Annotated in this window: 17 protein-coding genes; 7 read left to right on the plus strand and 10 right to left on the minus strand. The window is 61.3% G+C overall.

The window, feature by feature from the left end; translation table 11 throughout:
• Positions 1–158 precede the first annotated feature (158 nt).
• From SERAS12_RS10160 to SERAS12_RS10185, 6 genes are all read left to right on the plus strand, one after another.
• A complete protein-coding gene (locus SERAS12_RS10160; RefSeq protein WP_013812576.1) occupies positions 159–1,145 on the plus strand; it encodes an ABC transporter substrate-binding protein in 987 nt (328 codons plus the stop codon).
• A gap of 11 nt (positions 1,146–1,156) precedes the next feature.
• Positions 1,157–2,020 carry an ABC transporter permease gene (locus tag SERAS12_RS10165; protein ID WP_013812577.1) on the plus strand — a complete coding sequence of 288 codons (864 nt, stop codon included), beginning with the start codon at positions 1,157–1,159 and terminating at the stop codon, positions 2,018–2,020.
• On the plus strand, positions 2,017–2,799 hold the full coding sequence (locus SERAS12_RS10170) for an ABC transporter ATP-binding protein (protein WP_013812578.1): 783 nt from the start codon (positions 2,017–2,019) through the stop codon (positions 2,797–2,799). Before SERAS12_RS10165 ends, SERAS12_RS10170 begins: the two co-directional genes overlap by 4 nt.
• Before the next feature lie 88 nt (positions 2,800–2,887).
• Positions 2,888–4,030, plus strand: a complete 1,143-nt coding sequence (gene hisC, locus SERAS12_RS10175) for a histidinol-phosphate transaminase (protein ID WP_013812579.1) — start codon at positions 2,888–2,890, stop codon at positions 4,028–4,030.
• On the plus strand, positions 4,030–5,187 hold the full coding sequence (locus SERAS12_RS10180) for an alpha-hydroxy acid oxidase (protein ID WP_013812580.1): 1,158 nt from the start codon (positions 4,030–4,032) through the stop codon (positions 5,185–5,187). The genes hisC and SERAS12_RS10180 overlap by 1 nt, the downstream gene beginning before the upstream one ends.
• Positions 5,188–5,407: 220 nt before the next feature.
• Positions 5,408–6,409, plus strand: a complete 1,002-nt coding sequence (locus tag SERAS12_RS10185; RefSeq protein WP_013812581.1) for a LacI family DNA-binding transcriptional regulator — start codon at positions 5,408–5,410, stop codon at positions 6,407–6,409.
• Positions 6,410–6,458: 49 nt separating this feature from the next.
• On the opposite strand, the gene SERAS12_RS10190 is transcribed toward SERAS12_RS10185, so the two are convergent.
• From SERAS12_RS10190 to SERAS12_RS10235, 10 genes are all read right to left on the minus strand, one after another.
• Complete coding sequence (locus tag SERAS12_RS10190; protein ID WP_013812582.1) at positions 6,459–7,901, minus strand: glycoside hydrolase family 32 protein; 1,443 nt, start codon at positions 7,899–7,901, stop codon at positions 6,459–6,461.
• Positions 7,898–9,157, minus strand: a complete 1,260-nt coding sequence (locus SERAS12_RS10195; protein WP_013812583.1) for an MFS transporter — start codon at positions 9,155–9,157, stop codon at positions 7,898–7,900. The genes SERAS12_RS10190 and SERAS12_RS10195 overlap by 4 nt, the downstream gene beginning before the upstream one ends.
• 191 nt (positions 9,158–9,348) lie before the next feature.
• Complete coding sequence (locus SERAS12_RS10200; RefSeq protein WP_013812584.1) at positions 9,349–10,131, minus strand: SDR family NAD(P)-dependent oxidoreductase; 783 nt, start codon at positions 10,129–10,131, stop codon at positions 9,349–9,351.
• 60 nt (positions 10,132–10,191) lie between these two features.
• On the minus strand, positions 10,192–11,526 hold the full coding sequence (locus tag SERAS12_RS10205; protein WP_013812585.1) for a hypothetical protein: 1,335 nt from the start codon (positions 11,524–11,526) through the stop codon (positions 10,192–10,194).
• Between the two features lie 18 nt (positions 11,527–11,544).
• On the minus strand, positions 11,545–12,873 hold the full coding sequence (gene hisD / locus SERAS12_RS10210; RefSeq protein WP_013812586.1) for a histidinol dehydrogenase: 1,329 nt from the start codon (positions 12,871–12,873) through the stop codon (positions 11,545–11,547).
• Positions 12,874–12,883: 10 nt separating this feature from the next.
• Positions 12,884–13,654 carry an ABC transporter ATP-binding protein gene (locus SERAS12_RS10215; protein ID WP_013812587.1) on the minus strand — a complete coding sequence of 257 codons (771 nt, stop codon included), beginning with the start codon at positions 13,652–13,654 and terminating at the stop codon, positions 12,884–12,886.
• The gene (locus SERAS12_RS10220; RefSeq protein ID WP_013812588.1) at positions 13,654–14,526 is read right to left on the minus strand and encodes an ABC transporter permease; all 873 of its coding nucleotides are present in this window, start codon (positions 14,524–14,526) and stop codon (positions 13,654–13,656) included. Before SERAS12_RS10220 ends, SERAS12_RS10215 begins: the two co-directional genes overlap by 1 nt.
• 64 nt (positions 14,527–14,590) lie before the next feature.
• Positions 14,591–15,592 carry an ABC transporter substrate-binding protein gene (locus tag SERAS12_RS10225; RefSeq protein ID WP_006324869.1) on the minus strand — a complete coding sequence of 334 codons (1,002 nt, stop codon included), beginning with the start codon at positions 15,590–15,592 and terminating at the stop codon, positions 14,591–14,593.
• Positions 15,593–15,859: 267 nt separating this feature from the next.
• Entirely contained in the window at positions 15,860–17,170 is a 1,311-nt protein-coding gene (locus SERAS12_RS10230) for an MFS transporter (protein ID WP_013812589.1), read from the minus strand.
• Positions 17,171–17,262: 92 nt separating this feature from the next.
• The gene (locus SERAS12_RS10235) at positions 17,263–17,961 is read right to left on the minus strand and encodes a DAPG hydrolase family protein (RefSeq protein WP_013812590.1); all 699 of its coding nucleotides are present in this window, start codon (positions 17,959–17,961) and stop codon (positions 17,263–17,265) included.
• A gap of 93 nt (positions 17,962–18,054) precedes the next feature.
• Between SERAS12_RS10235 and SERAS12_RS10240 the strand changes: the two genes are divergently transcribed.
• Entirely contained in the window at positions 18,055–18,717 is a 663-nt protein-coding gene (locus SERAS12_RS10240; RefSeq protein WP_013812591.1) for a TetR/AcrR family transcriptional regulator, read from the plus strand.

Raw genomic sequence — 18,717 nt, forward strand, 5'->3', positions numbered from 1 at the left:
CCGGCATCGTCTTCCTGAAACCCGTTTCTCCGCCTCCCGCGCTGCTTGCGCATTTGGCACAGTCTTTGCTCCTGTCACTTCGCTTGTATAGACAAGACTATACAGAGCCTTTCTGGCGCCCGCGGTGGGGCGTTTTATCGGCAAGACAGGAGCACAGCATGAGCAAGGGTTTTTCCGTGAAAACGGCAATGGGAACACTTTCGATCCTGGCAGCAGCGACAGGATTTTGCGGTTTGACGGCAACGGCGGCGCAGGCGGCCGATACGCCGGTGGCGATTGGCATCTCCGGCTGGACCGGCTTCGCCCCGTTAACGCTGGCGGACAAGGCCGGGATTTTCAAAAAGCATGGCCTGGATGTCGATCTGAAAATGATCCCGCAAAAAGACCGCCATCTGGCGATCGCTTCCGGTGCGGTGCAGTGCGCCGCCACCACGGTGGAAACCTACGTCGCCTGGAACGCCAACGGCGTGCCGATCACGCAAATCGTGCAGTTGGACAAATCCTACGGGGCCGACGGGCTGGCGGTGCGCAACGGTATCGACAGCGTGGCGCAGTTGAAGGGCAAGACGGTGGGCGTCGATGCGCCCGGCACCGCTTCCTATTTTGCGCTGGCGTGGATCCTCGACAAAAACCACATGACGCTGAAAGACGTCAAGCTGGCCACCTTGTCACCGCAGGCGGCGGCGCAGGCTTTCAATGCCGGGCAGAACGACGCGGCGATGACCTACGAGCCTTACCTGTCGACGGTCCGCGACAACCCCAAGCAGGGCAAAATCCTGGCCACCACGCTGGATTACCCGATGGTGATGGATACGCTGGGCTGCACGCCGGACTGGTTGAAGAAAAACCCGCAGGCGGCGAAAGCGCTGGTGGAGAGTTATTTCGACGCGCTGGAGATGATCAAGGCGCAACCGGATAAATCTTACGAAATCATGGGCGCGGCGGTGAAGTCCAGCGGCAAGCAGTTTGCCCAGTCAGCCGGCTACCTGCGTTGGCAGGATCGCGAGCAGAACCGCAAGTTCTTCAATGGCGAAATCGCCGATTTCAGCAAAGAGGCCGCGGCGCTGCTGCTGGAAATGCGGGTAATCCGCAAACTGCCGGACATCGGCACGCTGTATGACGCCAGCTACGTAAACCAGCCATGAAGGAGTCCGAAATGAATTCACCCCTCAGTTCGGTGGCTGAACTGGAACGGGAGCCTGCGGCGCTGCCGCCCGCCAAACCGCACTGGCATAACCCGATGATGGTGCCGCTGCGGCCGGTCACCGGCAGGCTGCGCGGTTTTCTCGGCCTGGCTTTCTTCGTGCTGTTTGTGGCGCTGTGGGGGCTGGCGACCTTCACCGGCCTGGTGTCGCCGACGTTTCTGGCCGATCCGTTCACCATGCTGCGCGAAGGCGTATTGTTGTTCACCGAGTACGATTTCTCGCTGGATATCGGCATGACGGTATTCCGGGTGCTGAGCGGTTTCCTGCTGGCGGCGGCCATTGCGGTGCCGCTCGGCATCATTATGGGTTCGTACAAGCTGGTGGAGGCGTTTCTCGAACCCTTCGTCTCGTTTTGCCGCTATTTGCCGGCATCGGCGTTTGTGCCGCTGTTGATCCTGTGGGCCGGCATCGGCGAAATGCAGAAAATCCTGGTGATCTTTATCGGGTCGTTCTTCCAGATTGTGCTGATGGTGGCGGTGACCGTCGGCGCCGCTCGGCGCGATCTGGTGGAGGCGGCCTATACCCTGGGCGCTTCCAACCGCAGCGTGGTGCGAAGGGTACTGATCCCCGGCGCGGCCCCGGAGATTGCCGAACTGCTGCGTCTGGTGCTCGGCTGGGCCTGGACCTACGTGATTGTCGCCGAACTGATTGGCTCTTCCAGCGGCATCGGCCACATGATTGTCGACAGCCAGGCGCTGTTGAACACCGGGCAGATTATCTTCGGCATTATCGTCATCGGCTGTATCGGTCTGCTGTCCGATCTGCTGTTCAAGGCGGCTAACAAGCGCCTGTTTATCTGGAGTTCTCTGCGATGAAAGCCGACAAGCTCAACGTCAGAAAGGTATCGCGGATCTTTACCGGGCCGCATGGCGAGCAGACGCAGGCGCTGCTGCCGGTCGATTACCAGGTGCAGGAGAATGATTTCATCACCATTCTCGGGCCTTCCGGCTGCGGCAAATCGACGCTGCTGCGCATCATTGCCGGGCTGGACAGCCCGACGCAGGGGGAAGTGTGGCTGGATGGTCAGCGGGTAGAGGGGCCGGGCGCCGATCGCGGCATGGTATTCCAGAGCTATACGCTGTTCCCGTGGCTCACGGTGGAGCAGAACATCCGTTTTGGCCTGCAGGAGCGCGGTATAGGCGCGGCACAGCAGAAAGAGCGCAGCGACTATTTCATCAACAAGGTCGGGTTGCGCGGTTTTGAACGGCATTTCCCGCGCCAGCTTTCCGGCGGCATGCAGCAGCGTACCGCCATCGCCCGCGCGCTGGCCAACGATCCGAAAATCCTGCTGATGGACGAACCTTTCGGCGCGCTGGATAACCAGACGCGGGTGATGATGCAAGAGCTGTTGCTGAATATCTGGGAGGCGTCGCGCAAGACGGTGCTGTTTGTCACGCACGACATCGATGAGGCGATTTTCATGGCCAACAAGGTGGCGATTTTCAGCGCGCGGCCGGGGCGGATCAAAACCGAAGTGCCGGTCAACTTCCCGCATCCGCGCGATTACACCCTGAAAACGTCGCCGGAGTTTATGGCCATCAAGGCGCAGATCACCGAAGAGATCCGCAGCGAAACGCTGCAAAGCCTGCACTGAGCTTCCGCCAGGCCATAGACCTTCCTGCCGACCTGGAAGGGGGTCATGCGCTTTTTGACTTTACCGATACTCAACCCGCGAGGTGAGGATGCAAGCCATTTCTTCCGCAGCACAGGCGGTGCGCCGCCTGGCGCGCCAACAGGCGAGTTCGCTGGGCGCCTATAACGCCGGATTATCCAGCGAGGCGGTGCGCAATCGTTACGGCGTCACTGAAATTGCCCGTCTGGCGAGCAACGAAAACCCGCTTGGCCCCAGCCCTTTGGTGCAACAGGCGCTGAGCGATTTGGCTCAGCATAGCGGCATTTACCCAGACCCAAACAGCCAGGCGCTGCGGGCGGAAATCGCCGCGCTGACCGGCATTGCGCCGCAGCAGGTGGTGATTGGCAACGGGTCTGAAAACATTCTGGAAATGCTGTGTCTGGCGTTTATTAATCCGGGCGATCGGGTGGTGACCCTGCTGCCGTCGTTTGGGTTGCATGAAATCTACCCGCGAATGATGGGGGCGGAGGTGACGCTGGTGGCGGTCAATCAGGCGCTGGAGTTCGATCTGGCCGCCTGGCGGCTGGCATTGCAACGGCCGGCCAAGATGGTGGTATTCAGCAACCCGTCTAACCCGGTCGGCTGTATGCTCGGGCGTGATGACTTTTTGCAATTGATCGCCGCAGTGCCGCAAGACTGCCTACTGGTGATCGACGAGGCGTATTACGAATACTGCGCCAACCAGGCGGATTACCCGGACAGCCTGGCGCTGTTGCCGTTACAGGACCGCCCGTGGATTGTGCTGCGCACCTGCTCCAAAGCTTATGGGCTGGCCGGGCTGCGCGTTGGTTACGGCCTGGCCTGCGATGCCGAGTTGGTGGCGCTGCTGGACCGGGTGCGTACGCCGTTCAACATTAACCTGGCGGCGCAAAATGCGGCGTTGGCGGCATTGCGCGATCGGCAACATGTGGCCGACAGCGTCGCCTGGGTCAGTGAAGCGCGTGCGGCGATGGCGGCGGCGTTGCGTGCGCTGGGGTTGCAGGTGGCGCCCTCCAGCGCCAACTTCCTGTTCTTTGATTGCGGCTACCCGAGTGTGCAGATCGCCGAAGCGTTACTGGCGCACGGCATCATCGTCAAACCCTGGCGCGAAGCCGGTTATCAGCGTTTCATCCGGGTTTCGATCGGTAGCGCGGCAGATAACCGGCGTTTCCTCCATGCGTTGCGACAGGTGCTGGCGGAGGCGGCGCGCTGATGAGCGGGGCGATACTCAACGTGGCGGATTTACAGCGTGCGGCACGGTGTTATCTGCCGCGTTTCGCTTACCGTTACCTGGCGGGCGGCGCGGAAGACGAACACACGCTGCGCGGTAACCGGGTGGCGTTCGGCCAATGGCAGTTTGTGCCGCCGGTACTGCGTGACGCCAGCCGCCGCACGCTCAACATTCGGCTTTGGCAGCAGGAACTGGCGGCGCCGCTGCTGATTGCGCCCACCGGCTACAACGGCATGCTGCGCTATCAGGCGGATCTGATGCTGGCGCGCAGTGCCCGGGCGTTCGGTATTCCCTATATTCAGAGCACGGTCTCGACCGCCTCGTTGGAAGAGATTGCCGCCGACGGCCAGGGGCAGCACTGGTTCCAGCTGTATGTGCTGCGCGATCGGCAGGTGACCGCCGGGCTGTTGCAACGCGCTCTGGCCGCGGGCTGCAACACCCTGGTGCTGTCGGTGGATGCGGTGCATTTCGGCAACCGCGAGCGCGATCGGCGCAGTTACCGGCGGCCAATGAAACTCTCCCTCGCCAGCCTGTGCGACGTGGCGCTGCACCCTCGTTGGTTGTGGCATACCTTGCGCCCGGCGGGCATGCCCGGTTTCGGCAATCTGCAACCCTATTTGCCGGCGGACCGGCAGCGGGGCCTGAGCGGGGCCGCTTATTTCGCCCGCGAGATGGACGCCGCGCTGAACTGGCAAACGCTGGATTGGGTACGGCAATGCTGGCCGGGCAAGCTGCTGGTGAAGGGCATTCTGCACCCTCAGGATGCCCGTCAGGCGCTCGATGCCGGGGCGGATGGCATCGTGCTGTCCAACCACGGCGGTCGCCAGCTCGACGGCAGCGTTGCCCCCATCAGCCTGTTGCCGGCGGTGCGTGCTGCCTGTGGGCCGACGGCGACGATCCTGATCGACAGCGGCTTTCGGCGCGGCACCGACGTGGTGAAAGCGCTGGCGCTGGGGGCCAATGCCGTGTTGCTCGGCCGCCCGTTGTTGTATGGCGTGGCGCTGGCCGGGCAGGCAGGCGCGACCCAGGCGCTGCGGATTTTCAGCGAAGAAATCGACCGCACGTTGGCGCAACTGGGTTGTTGCAGCGTGCAGGAGTTGGGGCCGCACTTGCTGCGGCCGGTGAATGACCGAGGATAAGGCCACCCGAGGTGGCTTTAGCGAAAATCGCTTTCCCGGCGCGCGTGGTGCACGGCGGTTGCTGCGCAGGAAAGGCCAAAATGCCGCAGCCGGTCATCGCATCCAGTTGGCGCAAGCGATGTAGCGGGCACATGATCTGGCAAGCTGAGTGTGCAAGGGGTAGAGTCCGGCGTTAAGTTGTGGGATTATTTGGTTTTCTATCCTACACAGAGAAGGGCGCATGGCCTCGCTGAAAGACGTTGCAAAACTTGCCGGGGTGTCGCTGATGACAGTTTCCCGCGCCATCAACGAGCCAGGCAAACTGCGGCCAGACACCTACCAGCGCGTCAAGCTGGCGATTGACCAACTGGATTACGTGCCCGATCTCTCGGCGCGGCGCATTCGCGGCGACAGCAACCGGGTGCAGACGCTCGGCGTGCTGGCGCTGGGCACCGCCACCACGCCGTTCTCGGTGGAAATGATCCTGTCGATCGAAAAGACTGCGCGCGAACACGGCTGGAACAGCTTTGTCGTCAACCTGTTCGCCGACGACAGCGCCGAACACACCATAGACTTGCTGCTGGCGCACCGGCCGGATGGGGTGATTTTCACCACCATGGGGCTGCGACAGGTCACCGTGCCGCCCAAGTTACTGGATAAAAAGCTGGTGCTGGCCAACTGCGTCAGCCAGGGAAATAGTGTTGCCAGCTACATTCCGGATGACGAACAGGGCCAGTACGACGCCATACGCGCGTTGATCGCCAAAGGCTACCGTGCGCCGCTTTGCATTCATCTGCCGGAAAATACGCTGGCAGCCGGGCTGCGCCGTCGCGGGCTGGAGCGCGCCTGGCGTGACGCGGGCGGTGACGTAGACCAACTCAAGCAATATCACCTTGATTTGAGCGACGGCGATGAGCGCTACCGCGATTGCGTGGCCTTGCTGGAACGGCATTTCGCACCGGGGCGGCGCGATTGCGATGTGGTGGTGTGCGGCAACGATCGGGTGGCGTTTATGGTGTATCAGGTGCTGTTGGCGCAGGGCTGGCAGATCCCGCAGCAGGTGGGGGTGTTGGGCTATGACAACATGGTCGGCATCGGTCAACTGTTCCTGCCGCCCTTGACCACGGTGCAACTGCCGCATTACGAACTGGGTCGTCAGGCGGCGCTGCATCTGATTAACCAGTTGGATCACTGCGAGACGGTGAAGGTTGCTTGCCCGCTGTTGCTGCGCGAGTCGATGTGATCAAACAGGGCACGACAAACGTGCCCCGCCAGTCAGGCGCCGAGGGCTATCAGGCCCAGATGCTTTTCAGTTCCCACCCCTGTAGCGCGCCAAACTGCGCCTGGCCGCTTTCGGCAAACAGGCTCACGCTGCGCAGGCCATCGGTCGGGTAGATGCGGCTGGTCAGGCAGGCAACGCCCTGATTGACGAACACTTCCAGCGATGAACGGTCTATAAACACGCTCAGCGACAGCGTGTCGCCCGCCGGCAGCGGCACGCTGCGGCAACCGCACAGACCCGGTTCCTCGCTGAAACGCTCCAACACCAGCCTGTGGGCCTGGTTGTCCACGTACAGCCGCGCGGCGTTGCCAATGGCGATACCGTAGCGTTCGGCATCGCTGGCGGCCAGATCCAGCGACAGCGTCAGCTCTTGCACGTTCTCCGCCAGAAGCTGGCGTTGGTTGCGCAGTTGCGCTGCGGCAAACGTCTGCGGTATGCCGCGCAGCGCCGCCAACTCCCGCGCCGGGTTCATCAGCACATCGCCTTCGGCATTCAGCGTCAGTTCGCGGGGCAGGGTAAGCGCGCCGGCCCAACCGTGCGCCTTGCTCGGCATCGGCGATTCCCACATGTCCATCCAGGCGAACAGCAGGCGGCGACCGTCGGCGGCGGTAAAGGTTTGCGGCGCATAGAAATCATGCCCGGCGTCCAGTTCGCAGAAAGGTTGAGTGACGTTGAAATCAGCGCCCGGCTGCCAGTGACCGAGCAAATAGCCGCTCTGGAAGCGGTTACGGTGGCGGTAGCCCTGCGCCGCCAGCCCCTGCGGCGAGAACAGCAGCACCTGTTTTTCGCCGAGAGGGAAGAAATCCGGGCACTCCCACATATAGCCCTGATGCAGCGTCTGCGCGCCGTCCAGCACGCGGTCAAACTGCCAGTCACGCAGATCTTTTGAACGATAAAGCCGTGCCTGCCCGAGGCCGTTTTGTTTGGCGCCGACCACCATCCACCAGCCGTCACTCTCGCGCCAGACCTTGGGATCGCGGAAATGCTGAATGCCTTCCGGCGGCGCCAACACCGGCCCGTGCTTGACGAAATGTACGCCGTCCTCGCTGGTGGCCAGGCACTGTACCTCACGTACCTGATCGTCATCGCCCACTTTGTCCAGCCAGACGTGGCCGGTGTAGATCAGCGTCAGCACGCCGTTATCGTCCACTGCGCAGCCGGAGAAACAGCCGTCTTTGTCGTAGTCGTCGCCGGGCGCCAGGGCTATCGGCTGGTGCTGCCAGTGCGCCAGATCCCGGCTGATGGCGTGGCCCCAGTGCATCGGTCCCCAGTTTTCGTCGTAGGGGTGGTGTTGATAGAACGCATGATAAACGCCGTTAATGTACACCAGCCCATTGGGATCGTTGATCCAGCCGGCGGCAGGCGCCAGATGAAATTGCGGGTAGTAATCGTCCTGACGCTGTGCGCGCAGGGTTTCGACCGCATGGTCGGCTTGAGCTAAGGCATTGTTCATTGGATTGGCTCACTTGATTTTATCGTGGATTGAAATTGAGGTGCGCGGGCGGGAGTCTCGCCGCGCAGCAGGAAGCAGGAAACCAGCGTGGTACCGGCGACGGCGCAGCCCATCAGCAAATAGGTGTCGGCAAAACCGATGCGGTCGTAGCCGAGACCGGCCAGCGGCGCCAGAATGCCGGCGACGATCTGGCTGATAAACTGGAAGCCCACCAGGTACAGCGTGGAGGACAGGCGGCTGTCAAAGCGGGTGGTGATGTATTTGAACATGGCTACCAGCAGAATCGGCAGCTCCACGGCATGCAGCAGTTTCATGGCGGAAATCATCAGCGCGCCGTTGGCGAAGCCGGAGCCGAACATGCGAAACGCCATCACGCTGCTGGCCAGCAGCAGGCTTTGTTTGATACCGATGCGGTTGACCAGCAGCGGCGCCAAAAACATGCCGCCGGCTTCCAGAAACACTTGCAGCGAGTTAAGGAAACCGTACATGCGGTTGCCTTCCTCGTGGGTCGCGAACTGCGAAGCGAAATACACCGGGAACTGCTGGTCGAAGACGCCGTAGATGCTGGTGCCGAGCACGAACACCACCAACGCCCAGAACCCCGGCAGGCGCAGCAACGCCAGGGCGTCCTGCAACTTCAGGTTTTCCGGTTTGCCGTATTCCAGCCCGGCCATGGCATTGGGTTTCAGCTCTCGCACCTGCCACAGCAACAGCAGGAATACCGCCGCCGAGGCCGAGGCAATCCAGAAATTGATGTTCGGGTTGATGTTATAGATAAAGCCGGCAAAGAAGGTGGCGCTGGCCCAGCCCAGCGAGCCCCACATACGCGCCCGGCCGAACTCGAAACCGACGATGCGGCTGACGCGCTCGGTATAGGATTCCAGCGCGCCAATGCCGGCGTTGAACGCCAGGCTGACGAACAGGCCGCCAACCAGTGCGCCGGCCACCAGATTGGTTTGCAGCAGCGGGGCGTAAACATAGATAAAGAACGGCCCGGTGAGCAACAGCAGCACGCCGACAAACAGCAGCAGATGCTTACGCAGCCCGAGTTTGTCCTGAATAAACCCGTACAGCGGCTGCACGCACAGCGCCATGATCGACATGGCCGAGAAGATCAGGCCGGTTTCGGTGCCTTTCAGGCCGATTTTCTGGTTTAGCCAGATGGAGATCAGTGAGAAGCTGGCCGACCAGGTAAAGAAGAAGAAAAACAACAGGCCGCTTAGAAGTACATAATATTTTTTTGTTTCGCGGTTCATGTGAGATGCCCTGATGGATGATGTCAGTCTTATTGTTAACGTTAACCTTTCGCCAAATAAAGCCACCAACGTCAGGGATTGCGATGTTAATCACAAAAGTTAACGTTAACATATTTGCGTTGTGATCGTCATCACTGGATGGATGCAAGGCGCTGGAGAGTGGGCGGGATATCGCCCACGCCTGCGTTTATTCAGATGCTGGCCAGATAGCCGCCGTCGACATACAGGATCTGGCCGGTGATGTAGGCCGCCGCCGGGCCGGCGAGGAAAATGGCCGCACCGGTAAGGTCGCTCAGCTTGCCAAAACGGCCTAGCGGAATTTTATCCTGCATGGACTCGCGCCAACCGTTGTCCTGGTAAAACACCTCGGTCATCGCGGTCTGAAAATAGCCTGGCCCGATGCCGTTGACCCGGATCCCGTAGGTAGCCCATTCGCTGGCCAGCGCACGCGTCATGCCGGCCAGCCCGGATTTTGACGCGCCGTAGGCGGTAGCCCCCGGCACGCCGACTTCGCTGGTCAATGAGCACAGGTTGATGATGCTGCCGCTGCCCTGTTTGACCATCAGGCGCGCCGCCGCCTGCGCGCAGAAGAAAGCGCCTTTAAGGTTGGTGCCGACGATGCTGTCCCACAGCGTTTCATCCACCTCCAGCGACGGGCACAAGCGTTCGATACCGGCGTTGTTGATCAGGATATCCAGCGGTTTGCCCGCCAGCGTGGCAAAGGCGGTTTCAATCGACGCCGGATCCTGGACATCCAACAGCAGCATTTCCGGGTGTTCTCCCCAATTATTCAGCTGTTGTACCACCTCTTGCAGCGCGGCGCGTTGTCGCCCGGCGACGATCACCTGCGCACCGGCCTGCGCCAGCCCGATCGCCAGCGCCTGACCAATCCCTCGCGTAGCGCCGGTGATCAGTGCACGCTTGCCGAGCAATGAAAAGGGGGCCAGGCCCGGCGGCAAATGGGTGTTTTGCATAAATTCTCCTCAGGGAACCACCAGGGTTTCAACACGTCTGTGCCCTAAAACGTGCGGCTTTCATACTTTACCGCCGAACTGCGGATCTATGGCGGTGAACCAGCGGCTGGCAACGTCCTTACCGTCGACGGGTTCGCTGCCCAGCATCATGGCGATGGCGAAACCCAGCGCCGAGCTTTCCGGCGTATGGTCGCTGCCGCCACCGGCGCGCAGATCGAGCACCAGCGTCGGGCAGCAGAACAGCGCCAGCCGCATCAGCCGCCGCCAGTTATGCGGCAGCCAGCCGCGCGCCGTCAGTTCGCTGAGCAATGGCCGCCAGTACAGCGCGCCTTTGTCTTGCAGGAAGGCGGCGCGCAATGGCGTCAATTGCCAGTCATGCTCGACGATCAGCCGTTGCCCCTCCAGCCGGGCAGCCACCCGGTAATGCGTCGCGCAGCGCTGCGGTTCGTACAACCAGAACGGGTGAGCGAAAATATTGTGGAAAGTCGCTTTGATCTCCGCCAGCAGCGCCGGGATATTGCGCCCGGCGAAGGCCGGATCGAAGCTGACCAACTGCGGCGGCGGGCGATCGGTTTCGTACCATACGTTGGCGTTGTGCGCATCGCCGTGGGCGATCACCACGCCGTGCTGCGCCAGTTCGGCCGGAGCCAACAGTTCACCGGCCTGCAACAGCAGTTCACCCAGCGTATGGCGATAGCGCACGCCGTTGATTTCCCACTGGAGGTCTTGCAATTGCGCCCAGCTCAACGCTTGCTGCGCCAGTTGGAAGGTTTTGCCTACGTAGAACTGCGCCACCCGGCCGCCCAATCCCGGTGTGGCACCGGGGCTGACCAACCGGTGATGAAACAGCTGGTGGATCGGCTCGCGCGCCACCGCCGCAGGCTGGCCGATTTTCAGCGTCGGCAGCGTCATCCGCAGGATCTCCGCATCGGCACGGTGCTGGGCATCGACCACCGGGGCCATCTGCGGCCAGCTCTGTTGCAGTTCGATCTCGCGGCACACGTCGGCCAGCCGCCGGTCGTGGCGCAACCGATACAGCAGGATCTGCCGCCCCGGTTCACCGCTGGCATACAGAGGCACGTCGACGCGGAAACCGTTATTGCGCAACAGCTCGGCGTTGTAATACTCCTCGATGGTGTGGTCTTCACCTTCCTCGTGGTGATATTTAAAGAACAGGCCGCGGCCGTCGGCCAATTGCAACTGGCCGTTCAGCGAGTTCAGGCTGTACTGATCGCGGTTGATGGTCAACTCGCCCACCGCCACCCCGGTGATCTCCAGCACCAGTTGGCGCAGTTTGTCTGCCGCCTGCTGCCATTCGCCGGCGTGGGTCAGCGCTCTGGCCTGCGCCGCCAAGGGTTCGCTTCGGGCGGTGCGGGGAATAGGATTATCGGTCATCGTAACCTCACTGCCTGTTCAGGACTGACGATCGAGCAGGGTTTTACGCAGCGGTGACACCGCCAGCGCGTGTGCGGGGAAGCCTTCATACAGGGCAAACCCGTGCGCCTTTTCCGCCAACGCGTCGTAACCGCTGCGGGTGACATAACCCACCGAAATACGCTTCATGTAGTCGAATACCGACAGCGGCCCGGCCACTTTGGCGGCGGCATTGGTCGGCAGCACCGCATTGGGGCCGAGCACAAAGTTGCCTAACGTCACCGGGGTGTAATTGCCCAGCAGGATTTCACCGGCGTTGCGAATTTGGCCCATCACCGCCAGCGGCTCTTCCGCCAGGATCTCCAGGTGTTCCGGTGCGTAGCCGTTAACAAACGCAACTGCGGCGGCGAAGTCCTGCGTCAGCACCACACCGCCGTGGGCACCGCACAGCACGCTTTGCGAGAAGCCGGCGCGTTTCTCGTCCAGTTGCGCCCAGTAACCCGGCAGCGCGGCGATCGCCTGTTCGGCTACCCGGCGGCTGGAGGTCACCAGCCAGGCGGAGGAGTCCGGGCCATGTTCCGATTCAATGATCAAGTCCAACGCCGCCAGCGCACCGTTGGCGCTGTCATCGGCCAAAATAATGCTTTCGCTGGGGCCGGCCGGCACGCCGGGATCGATCAACTGCGCCAACTGACGTTTGGCGGCCACCACCCAGGGGCTGCCGGGGCCGACGATCTTCAGGCACTTTGGCACCGTTTCAGTGCCATAAGCCACGGCCGCTACCCCCTGTGCGCCGCCGCACTTGTAAATTTCGCGGATGCCGACCAACTGCGCCGCCACCAGCGTGGCATCATCGACTCTGCCATCCGGGCCGGGCGGGGTAATCACCACCGGCCTGGGTACGCCGGCCACCAGCGCCGGGATCGCCGTCATCAGCAGCACGCTGGGGAACGAACCTTTGCCGCGCGGCACATAGCAGGCTACGGAATCGATCGGCAGGTGGCGATCGCCGGCAAAAGCGCCGGGCTGCATCTCTTTCAACCACATTTCTTCCGGTTTCTGCGCTTCGTGAAACGCGCGGATATTGCCGGCGGCATAGGCGATAGCGGCGGTGACGGTGGGATCCAGCCGCGCCATGGCGTCGTCGAACTCGCTCTGTTCGACGCGAATCGACATCCGCTCGGCCTGCACGCCATCGAATTCCCGTGCGAAGCGTTGTAGCGCGGCATCGCCTTCACTGCGGACCGCCGCGATAATCGGCTGCACCCGTTCGATAAAGAACGACAAGTCGGCTTCGGTGCGTTGGAACAGGGCTTCCGGCAATTGCCGGCTGTGGCTGAGATCGTGAAAGGTCACTGTGTGCGACATGGGGATGCTCCTAAGCTAATTCGTGTTGGGAAGCCTGTTCCCGGATAGATTTCAGAACCTGACGTTGCAGATCGATATAGCGCGCGTCACCGCTCACTTCTTCGCTGCGCGGGCGCGGCAGATCGATCTGAAAGGTGGTATTGATTTTGCCCGGCCCCATCACCACGATGCGGTCCGACAGGTACACCGCCTCTTCGATATCGTGGGTGACAAACATCACCGTCAGGCGATGGGTTTCCCAGATGCGCGTCAGCAACAGCTGCATCTGGTGGCGCGTCATGGCGTCGAGCGCGCCGAAAGGTTCATCCATCAGCAGGATTTTCGGCCGGTAGGACAGCGCGCGGGCAATCGCCACCCGCTGTTTCATGCCGCCGGACAGTTCGTTGGGATAGGCATCGGCGAATTCGGTCAGCTTGACCAGCGCCAGGTGGTCGCCGGCGATGTCACTGCATTCGCCGCGGCCATAGCCCGCCGCCTTCAGGGCGAATTCAATATTCTGGCGGGCGGTCAGCCAGGGCAGCAGGGTATAAGACTGAAACACCACGCCGCGATCGATACCCGGCCCGCGAATGTCCACGCCGTCAACGCGCACGCTGCCGCTGTCGAAATCCTCCAGCCCGGCGGCGATCGACAGCAGGGTGCTTTTGCCGCAGCCGGAACTGCCGACCACAGAGACAAACTCGTTGTCGTGCAGCGTCAGATCGATGTCATGCAATACCTGACGCGATCGCTTACCGACCTGAAAGCTTTTGTTCAGACCATTGAGGGTTAGGGTCGCCATTATTTACGCCTCGCGTTGTAGCGGAACAACACGCGCTCGGCGGCGCGCATCAGTTGATCGGTGATCAGCCCAAGCAGCCCCAGCAGCAGGATATAGCCGATAATGGTGTCGGTCTGGAAAAAGCGCTGCGATACCACGATGCGGTAGCCCAGCCCTGAGGTGGAGGCCACCAGCTCCGCCAGCACCAGCCAGGTCCAGGCCCAACCGAGGCTGATGCGCAACGCATCCCAGATGCCCGGCAGCGCGCTGGGCAGCACGATCTTGAACAGGATATTGCGGTCCGGCATGCCGAGCGTGCGCCCCAGGCCGACAAAATCCCCCGGCACGCGTTTTACCGTGTCGATCACCATCAGTACCTGTTGAAAGAAGGTGCCGATCCAGATGATCAGGAATTTCTGCACGTCATCGGTGCCGGTCCACAAAATGGTCAGCGGCACAAAGGCCACCACCGGCATATAGCGGACAAAATCCACCAGCGGTTCGGTGACCGCTTTGAAAAAACCGTAACAGCCGGCCAATACGCCGATGACAATGGACATCACCGACGAAATCAGGAAGGCCACCGAGATGCGGTACAGGCTGCTGCGAATATCGCTCCACAGCGTGCCGTCCTGCGTCAGGCTGACCATGCGGCGCCATACGCCGTCCAGCGTGGGCATAAAAATCGCCGGTACCGCGCCGCTGCGGGTCGCCAGCCACCAGCTCAGCAGCAGCAGCGCGAACACGGCCACGGCGATGGTGACGAACAGCCCGCGCGACGGCGTTTTGCCGATCACCATCAGCCCAAGCGGCTTGCGCCTGCGCCGCCCTGGCGGTGGGGCGTTGTTCAGATGCGTGCGCGCGTTAGGCGCATCCAGTTTTATAGAGCTCATCGGGTCTTTCCTCTGATGGGGAATTGCGCCGGTCATAAAAACCGCCAGCCGGCGCTAATCCGGCTTACAGACCGTTAACGAATCGCGCGTCGATGAGGTTTTCCGGCGTGACCGGTTTGCTCACCAGCTTGGCTTCTGTGGCCGCTTTCAGCACATGGGCGAAGGTGTGTTTGGCGAAGTGCTCGCTCAGGACTTGCTTGTTTTCCGCCAGCGAGTAGTACTTCACGCCGTCAAACGCGCTGGCCAGATCGGCCGGGCTGGCGCCAACCTGTTTGGCGATGATTGCCCGGTCCGCCGCGGTGTTGTGCTGATAATGCCGTAACGCGGCATCCCAGCTTTTAATCATGGCGGCGACCTGGCCCGGCCTGGACTTGATCACCTCGTCGCGTACCACCAGCACGTCGCTGATCAGGCCCGGATCGGACTCGCCGCTGTACAGCATTTTTACGTCGGCATCCTGTTTTTTCGCCATGCTCAGGTAAGGTTCGTAGGTGACGGCGGCGCTGACCCGTTTGGCGATCAGCGCACTGCCTGCGGCGTCGGCAGGCATTGGCACTGGCACTATGTCACTCCATTTCATTCCGGCGGAGGCGAGGGCGCTGTGCAGCAGGATGTCGCTGGTGGTGCCTTCTTCATATGCCACCTGTTTGCCTTTCAGATCGCTCAGCGTTTTGATGCCAGGGCCGACAATCAGCGCGTCGGCGGTTTGGCTTTGATCAAGCAGCAGCACGATTTTGACCGGCAGACCGGCGGACACCATGCCCATGGCGGTGTGGGTGGCGATATTGGCGGCATCGATCTGGCCGCTGGCCAGTGCGGCGTTGATGTCTTTATCTTCGGCGAAGTTGATGATATCCACCTTGTCCAGCCCCTGTTGTTTGAACAGCTCAAGGCTATTGGCTACGTGCCATTGGCCGTAGCCCAACCAGGGTTCAATGCCCATTTTGAAGGTGCCGGCCTCCGGCTTGGTCAGTGGTGTCTCGGCGGCGAATGCCGGGGCGGCAAGCATGCTGAGGCAGCAGGCGGTGGCGAGCACTTTTTGCAGCGTTTTTATGGGTTGCTTCATGGGGGAACCTCGTCTTTCGCACTGGTGAGTAATAGTGATGTCCGTGTCGGTAATGTCCGTCCATGTATATACAAGGTGGAGCAAGTTAAGGGCCAACTGCGAATAGTGGCGGGAATTATTTTTCAACTTATTAATAACTATAAATAATCAGTCATTTTGCTGACGGGGCGAGAGAGGTGTTGAAACGGTGGCTGGGGGGATGCACTAGAACGGCGCACAAAAATTGCGCAGCGGTTCGAACTTGGGGCGCTATGCGCCCCTTCGGGATTAACGCTCGTTCAGCGAGCGCAGATGATCGTCGCGCCGCAGGGTCATCAGTGCGAACAGGCTGACCACCGAGGTGGCGACCACGTAGTAAGCCGGGATATCGAGGTTGCCGGTCTGCTTGATCAAACCGGTGATGATTAACCCCGCTGAACCGGAAAATACCGCGTTGGACAACGAGTAGGCCAGCCCCAGACCGGTGTAGCGCACTTTGGTCGGGAACATCTCTGCCAGCATCGCCGGGCCGGGGCCGGCCAGCATCCCGACCACCGCACCGGCGATCAATACTGCGATGCCTTTGGCCAGCAGCGAGCTTTGCGGGTCTTGCAGCAAGTGCAGCAGCGGGAAGGTAAACAGGATCACCGCGATAACCGCCACCAGCATCACCACTTTGCGCCCCAGCTTATCGCTGAGAATGCCGGCGGGCAGAATGGTCAGAGCGAAGCCGACGTTGGCCAGCACCGTGGCCACCAGCGCCTGCTGGAAGGTGGCGTGCAGTGAGGTTTGCAGGTAGGACGGCATCACCACCAGGAAAGTGTAACCGGCGGCGGACCAGCCCATCATGCGGCCAATGCCGATCAGAATGATTTTCAGCATGCCGCCCAGCTTCGCTTCCGGCACTTGCGCCGTTTCACCGCCGCCTTGTTGCGCCTGTTTAAAGGTCGGCGTTTCCTGCAGTTTCAGCCGCAACCACAGCGCCACCGCACCCATCGGCAACGCCAACAGGAAGGGAATGCGCCAACCCCAGTCATGTAACTGTTCCGGGGTCAACAGCGCGGCCAGCAGCGCTACCAGCCCGGCACCGGCCAACAGCCCGAACGCCACGGTCAGCGATTGCCAGGCACCGTACAGCCCACGCTTGCCCTTGGGCGCGAACTCGGTCATCAGCGACACCGCACCACCGAACTCGCCGCCGGCGAACAGCCCCTGAAACATGCGCAACAGGGTCAGCAGCAGCGGGGCGGTGACGCCGATAGAGGCATAGGTCGGCATCACGCCGATCAGGGCGGTTGCCAGGGTCATCAGCAGCAATACCGCAATCAGCGTCGGTCGGCGGCCGATCCTGTCGCCGATGCGGCCGAAAATCACCGCGCCAATCGGGCGGCAGAAAAATGCCAGCGCGAAGGCGGCGTAGGTGAGGATCAGACTGGTGATTTCACTTTCACCCTGCAGAGTGAAAAAATTGGCGGCGATGACGGTGGCCAGAAAACCGTAAACGCCAAATTCATACCATTCGATAAAGTTGCCGACCGATCCGGCCAGCAATGCCTGGCGCGACTGGCGTGCGTCGATAACCGTCGTTTGTGCGTCCATTCCCGTTCCCGTGTGTTTGAATTGTTGTCATCCACTTCTAAATTCATATGACAAAACAATCAATTATTTTCAACGGGAAGTGTGAAGGGGGTTCACCAGGGTAACGGCGCCGCCTCACGACCATTTTCGGCGTAGTACAACGACGGCAGGAACTGCGCCAGATAGCTGAATTCGTTATAGCAGTGGCGCATCAGATTAAAGCCAATCTCGTCCGGCAGCTCGTCATGCGCGTTCGCACAGGATTTACCCAACAGGAAGCGGCTGCGCAGCACGCAGCCGTAGGGCGTGTCACGCGCCAAATGCAGCATTTCACCGTCGCGGGGATCACCGTTGTCATCCAGCGCTACCTGCTCGCCGAAGCCGATGTGGGCGCAAATGGCGGCAGATAGCGCCTGGGTGTCGCGCGCCTGTTGCAGCGGTTGCGCGGCAAAAAAATCTTCGGCGGCGTGAAACTTGAGGCGAGCCGGCACCGGCGGCAACTCCGCCAGCCATTCCACCGCGTTGATGCTGGCGCCAATGTAGCTTTCGCCTTTTTTCCAGTGCCCGTCCCAGCCGCGGTGCTCAACGTGATCGTGCGGATGCCACCAGCGAATGTGCTGGGTGGTCTCAAAAAAGGTAAACCACCAGTCCAGCATGCGGCCCTTGCAGCCGGGCAGGTCGGTGCGGATCGCCACGGTCAGCAAACCGTCGGTGCTGCGCGTCAGCCCCATTTCCAGCAGCAGCGGTTCCGGTTTAAGCAACGCGTTGATATCATTAACGCCCCAAGGGAGCATCAGCGATTGATGTGTCATAGCGGTCATCCTTATAAATTAGGAAACGATATTGGTTTCCTAATTAAGGCTATGCCGGTATGCTGTCTCTGTCAACGATTTCGAGGAACTATCATGGCAAATGAAAAGGATGCCGCACCGCGCTCGCGTGGAAGGCCTTCGGCCCCGGAGGCGGAGCTGCGCGCGGTGGCGGTTGAGGCCACTCTGGCGCTGTTGCTGACGCAGGGGTATGCCGCCACCACCGTGGATGCGGTGGCGAAACGGGCCGGTATGGCCAAGAAGACCCTGTACCGTTTTGCCGAGAACCGCGATGCGCTGGTGATGCAGGCGATAGCCAGTTGGACCGACGCTTTTCGGCCGGCGTTTGAACAGGATGCGCAGCGGGCGGCAGAGGTGCAGCCGCTGCTTGAGCAGGGTTTGCGCGCCATTGCGCATCACGTGTTGAGCGTGCAGGCGGTGGGGGTCTTTCGCCTGTTGCAGAGCGAGTTTCCTGGGAGGGAAGCCCTGTTGGCGGCCTATCAGCGTAACGGCATTGAACGCGGTCGGGCCATTGTGGCGGACTGGCTGCAGCGCCAACAACGGCACGGCTGGTTACGTGAGTTGGACTGTGCGCAGACCAGCGATTTACTGTTGGCGATGGTGATGGCCGAACCCTTGCGCCAGATGGCGCTTGGACTGTTGCCGCCGGGCAGCGACATCGACACTCGCATTACGGCGGCATTGACGCTGGTGCTGCCGGGGTTAGTAGGGGATGCCATGGCTTCACAGAATCGATAA

This window comes from Serratia sp. AS12, assembly GCF_000214195.1.
GTDB lineage: Bacteria > Pseudomonadota > Gammaproteobacteria > Enterobacterales > Enterobacteriaceae > Serratia > Serratia plymuthica.

Bases quoted from the DNA above. Each gene is read 5' to 3' on its own strand.
- SERAS12_RS10160 (WP_013812576.1), top strand. From the start codon at position 159: ATGAGCAAGGGTTTTTCCGTGAAAACGGCAATGGGAACACTTTCGATC.
- SERAS12_RS10165 (WP_013812577.1), top strand. From the start codon at position 1,157: ATGAATTCACCCCTCAGTTCGGTGGCTGAACTGGAACGGGAGCCTGCG.
- SERAS12_RS10170 (WP_013812578.1), top strand. From the start codon at position 2,017: ATGAAAGCCGACAAGCTCAACGTCAGAAAGGTATCGCGGATCTTTACC.
- hisC (WP_013812579.1), top strand. From the start codon at position 2,888: ATGCAAGCCATTTCTTCCGCAGCACAGGCGGTGCGCCGCCTGGCGCGC.
- SERAS12_RS10180 (WP_013812580.1), top strand. From the start codon at position 4,030: ATGAGCGGGGCGATACTCAACGTGGCGGATTTACAGCGTGCGGCACGG.
- SERAS12_RS10185 (WP_013812581.1), top strand. From the start codon at position 5,408: ATGGCCTCGCTGAAAGACGTTGCAAAACTTGCCGGGGTGTCGCTGATG.
- SERAS12_RS10190 (WP_013812582.1), bottom strand. From the start codon at position 7,901: ATGAACAATGCCTTAGCTCAAGCCGACCATGCGGTCGAAACCCTGCGC.
- SERAS12_RS10195 (WP_013812583.1), bottom strand. From the start codon at position 9,157: ATGAACCGCGAAACAAAAAAATATTATGTACTTCTAAGCGGCCTGTTG.
- SERAS12_RS10200 (WP_013812584.1), bottom strand. From the start codon at position 10,131: ATGCAAAACACCCATTTGCCGCCGGGCCTGGCCCCCTTTTCATTGCTC.
- SERAS12_RS10205 (WP_013812585.1), bottom strand. From the start codon at position 11,526: ATGACCGATAATCCTATTCCCCGCACCGCCCGAAGCGAACCCTTGGCG.
- hisD (WP_013812586.1), bottom strand. From the start codon at position 12,873: ATGTCGCACACAGTGACCTTTCACGATCTCAGCCACAGCCGGCAATTG.
- SERAS12_RS10215 (WP_013812587.1), bottom strand. From the start codon at position 13,654: ATGGCGACCCTAACCCTCAATGGTCTGAACAAAAGCTTTCAGGTCGGT.
- SERAS12_RS10220 (WP_013812588.1), bottom strand. From the start codon at position 14,526: ATGAGCTCTATAAAACTGGATGCGCCTAACGCGCGCACGCATCTGAAC.
- SERAS12_RS10225 (WP_006324869.1), bottom strand. From the start codon at position 15,592: ATGAAGCAACCCATAAAAACGCTGCAAAAAGTGCTCGCCACCGCCTGC.
- SERAS12_RS10230 (WP_013812589.1), bottom strand. From the start codon at position 17,170: ATGGACGCACAAACGACGGTTATCGACGCACGCCAGTCGCGCCAGGCA.
- SERAS12_RS10235 (WP_013812590.1), bottom strand. From the start codon at position 17,961: ATGACACATCAATCGCTGATGCTCCCTTGGGGCGTTAATGATATCAAC.
- SERAS12_RS10240 (WP_013812591.1), top strand. From the start codon at position 18,055: ATGGCAAATGAAAAGGATGCCGCACCGCGCTCGCGTGGAAGGCCTTCG.